Source organism: bacterium (assembly GCA_021158245.1).
Taxonomy (GTDB): Bacteria; Zhuqueibacterota; QNDG01; order QNDG01; family QNDG01; genus QNDG01.
Genome location: JAGGVB010000211.1, coordinates 1 through 3112, shown reverse-complemented (window position 1 = coordinate 3112; position 3112 = coordinate 1). Strand labels below are relative to the sequence as shown.

4 protein-coding genes and 1 riboswitch are annotated in these 3112 nt (G+C 36.3%); all 4 genes read right to left on the bottom strand.

Features of this window, described 5'->3' with window-relative positions; all coding sequences use genetic code 11:
• A partial coding sequence (locus J7K93_12990) for an ATP-binding cassette domain-containing protein (protein ID MCD6117925.1) occupies window positions 1–389 on the bottom strand: 389 nt, incomplete at its 3' end.
• A gap of 2 nt (window positions 390–391) precedes the next feature.
• Complete coding sequence (locus J7K93_12985; GenBank protein ID MCD6117924.1) at window positions 392–1087, bottom strand: ABC transporter permease; 696 nt, start codon at window positions 1085–1087, stop codon at window positions 392–394.
• A gap of 79 nt (window positions 1088–1166) precedes the next feature.
• A riboswitch (molybdenum cofactor riboswitch) is annotated at window positions 1167–1288 on the bottom strand.
• A 160-nt stretch (window positions 1289–1448) separates the two neighbouring features.
• Window positions 1449–2603 (bottom strand): 6-bladed beta-propeller, encoded by a 1155-nt coding sequence (locus tag J7K93_12980; protein MCD6117923.1) that lies wholly within the window; start codon window positions 2601–2603, stop codon window positions 1449–1451.
• A gap of 228 nt (window positions 2604–2831) precedes the next feature.
• Window positions 2832–3110, bottom strand: coding sequence for a BrnA antitoxin family protein (locus J7K93_12975; GenBank protein MCD6117922.1), 279 nt, complete (start codon window positions 3108–3110; stop codon window positions 2832–2834).
• Between the last annotated feature and the right edge of the window lie 2 nt (window positions 3111–3112).

Sequence of the window (3112 nt, the reverse complement as noted above, 5' to 3'; positions counted from 1 at the left end):
CGGTCTGCAAGATGAGAGATTTTAAGTTCATCCATTATTTTACTGCATCTTTCTGAAATTTCTTTTTCAGAAATCCCTCTTATTTTAAGCCCTGCCTGAATGTTAGATATTACGCTTGTTTTAAAGAGATAGGGATTTTGCAGTAAGGTGCTGATTTGCTGCCGCATGTTTAAGATCTGTCCGGAATTATTGTGCTTTACTCTGCGCCCCTGAAAAATAATTGTACCTGAATTCGGTTTCTGCAGAAGAGCAAGAAGCTCAAGAAGAGTTGATTTGCCGGATCCGTTGGGCCCCACAATTGCGTAACTTTTACCCTTTTCTATTTTAAGGTTGTCAACTGTAAGATTGAATTTGTTTCTAAAAAATTTTATATTTTCAAGTAAGTACATTTTTATCTGCCTGCATATCTTTGGAACTGTAAAAACACGATATTTATTGCAAAGGCCACAACAAGGAGTACAGCTCCGAGAGCAATGCCCATGGAAAAAGCTCCCTTGCTTGTTTCAAGAGCGATTGCAGTTGTAATTGTCCGGGTGTAGTGGCGTATGTTTCCGCCGAGCATCATAGAGACTCCTACTTCGGCAAACACCCGGCCGAACCCTGCAATAACAGCAGCAGTTATTCCGTATCTTGATTCCTTAAGAAAGATTCTGAAAGCCTGAGACTGATTTGCTCCGAGAGAAAGCGCAGTCTCCTTAATTCTTCTGTCCATAGTGCATACAGCTGAGATTGTCAGGGAAGTGATTATCGGGAATATCAGAATTGTCTGGCCTATGATTATTGCAGCCTGAGTATAGAGCAGTTTCATGGATCCAAGAGGGCCGCTGCGGGATAAAAACGCATAGACTGTGAGTCCCACAACAACAGTGGGCAGGGACATTAAAGTGCTGAGCACAGTTTTTACTGAATCACGTCCGGGGAACCTGGTAGTGCTGATAAAAATTCCTGCAGGTATTCCGAGAATAGATGCAAGCAGAGTAGATGCAATTGACAATTTTACGGAAACTGAAACTATCTGTAGAAATTCTCTGTCAAATGACAGAATTATTTTTACCGCGTCTGAAATGCCGCGCATTATCTGATCCATTATACTGCCCCAATACAATCCGGATTATGGAATATCTTTAAGGAAAGGAGATAAAAAGAAAGCGGTATGTAGAAATAATGCCGGTATCATTTTAACTCCTTTCCAAGTACGGGAGGCACGGCTGTTTCCGGCCGAACCCTATCGGTCTTTTCCCATAGGTAAGCCACCCGTAGGGAACAAGACTCGGAGTCTGAATAGCTCAATTTTCTGAGCACTGTAAGTTTACAAAATATCAGGGAAAAAGTCAAGGGAGAGGATAGGAAAGGGTGTGAGATTTTCAGGTGCGGGGGAAAAGATGGTTGTATAAATCTTAGAAATCACTAAATTGCTATATGAATATCCTCTTTTTTAAGTATTTGTATTATTCCCTGATGGAAATCTTTGTTATCACAGGGCAGCTGTCAATTTGTTCGGAAACAAAATACCCGTGTTTGTTATCCGTGCCAATGACTTTAAAATGAGATATTGAATAAAAGTCAGTATAAGTTTTTATTTTTTGGTATCCAAGGAATTCGCCGTTATCTGAAAAAAGATTAAACCCGAATTCATACTCATTCTTTTTTACCAAAATCAAAATAAACTGTATGAATTTATCTTTTTGAAAAGGGAAAATTCCGGCTGTAAGATTTCTTATTAAATATCCGTAAACTTTACCATTGTGTCTGCATGGAATAATAAAAATACCGGGGCTTTTATATGCAGAATAATTTTTGGATTTTACGTATTTTCCCGGGATTCTGTCCACATTTGTATATCTGCATTTATGCGCTTTAATTTCTTTTGATATCCATGTTCCGTTTTTATTTTCCATAAATGTTGCGCAGCCATTGTAATATATGTGTGAACCGAGCAGTTTTGTGGAATCAGTTAAAGCAAAAGGAATTTTTTCATAGTAGAAGATTTCTTCAAAAAGAGGGTCAGTATTGTTCTGAAAATCTTTTTTTGTACCAAAAGAAAAGAGAATTTTCTTCATATCATTTGTAAAAACAGTAAATACATTGTTGATTTTATATTCGGGCATTTGCTCGTGTGCTATCAGAAATTTATTTGTGCCAAAAGCGCGGAGAGCATGCAGAGAAAAGTATCCTTTTTTTGTTGCACGAAAGTCTTTTAAAAGCTTTCCTTCGGTTGAAAAGATAGAGTATCTTCTGTTAATTTCATCGTAAGTTAAAATTTCATTGTTTTGGTTTATACAGAAACTTAATATCCGCAGGAATTCGCCAGGGCCCTTTCCTTTTCTTCCTATTGTCAGAACATATTTACCGTGAGCGTCGAATTTTTTAATGCATTGACTGTGATAGCCCATGGTTGTAACAACATCTCTTACATAAATATTTCCCGAAGAGTCTGTAAAAGCCTCCTGAGGAGCAATAAAAAGATACCCCTCTTTTTCAATCTCCGGCCCGCCTATTGTAAATACTTTATCAATTTTTAAATTTAATGTCTGGGAAACAGCAGAAAAATTAAGTGATAAATATAAAAAAAATATAAATCCCGGTATTCTGTTTAATTGCATGATGCCCCCGGAGTGCGGTTTAAAAAAAATAATAGCTATATGCTGAATCAAACAGGTTGTTTATTAATGCTTAAATCAACGGTGAAAACAACTGATATTTTATGAAACACAGGTTAAGGAATTTTCCTTAAAAAATTTTTTATTCCAAAAACCACTTCACGTCTGCAGAATGAAAAATTGTCAATGACATGTTGCGTTTTCATCCGGTTCATTTGGTGTTATCTTATCTTATTTATGAAGCTCTTCATCTATTCTTTCTGCTACAAATATTTTCAGCAGAGATTGGTAAGGTACATCCTTTTTATTAGCGAGAAATTTTAATTCTTCAATAATTATCTCGGGGAATCTGATTGAAATAGTCCTTAGAGTCGGTTTTAATTTTGGCAAAGTAATAGTTTTAGATTTTGACCAATCAATATATTCTGCAGAATCTTTATCGGCCCAAAACTCTCTTTCTTCTTCCTCAGTTTTAAATTCAGGAATATTTTTTTTAGTTATATTTTTCATAT